The sequence below is a fragment of the Variovorax sp. F042 genome (genome assembly GCF_057814215.1).
The window spans coordinates 1-279 of the sequence record NZ_JBVASX010000105.1; the positions used below are offsets into that span (position 1 = coordinate 1).

General features: G+C 69.5%; 1 pseudogene. It reads right to left on the reverse strand.

The annotated features are described in order from the left end of the window. Positions 1-226 (reverse strand): annotated as a pseudogene (locus ACZYSP_RS35610) (pyridoxal-5'-phosphate-dependent protein); the annotation flags it as partial. Positions 227-279 lie beyond the last annotated feature (53 nt).

Consider the following 279-nt stretch of genomic DNA (forward strand, 5'->3'; position numbering starts at 1 on the left):
TGAAGGAGCCGGTGACCTGCAGGCTCTCGGGTTTGATCCAGACGGAGCCGCCCGCCAGCGCGTCCAGTGCGGGCGAGCGCAGCAGCGGCGTGCGCTGCACGTATGGCGCAAAGGCTTGTGCGGCGCGCAGCACGTCTTCGAAACGGGGCACGCGCATCGTGCCGAGCATCGCGTGCTCGATGTGGTCCGGCAGCGCCGCGGAAGAAGTGGAGGAGGTGCTCGTCATCGCGCAGGCCTCCTTCACGCCGGTTGCCACACGGGGGTCTCGGTGCTGCCGGT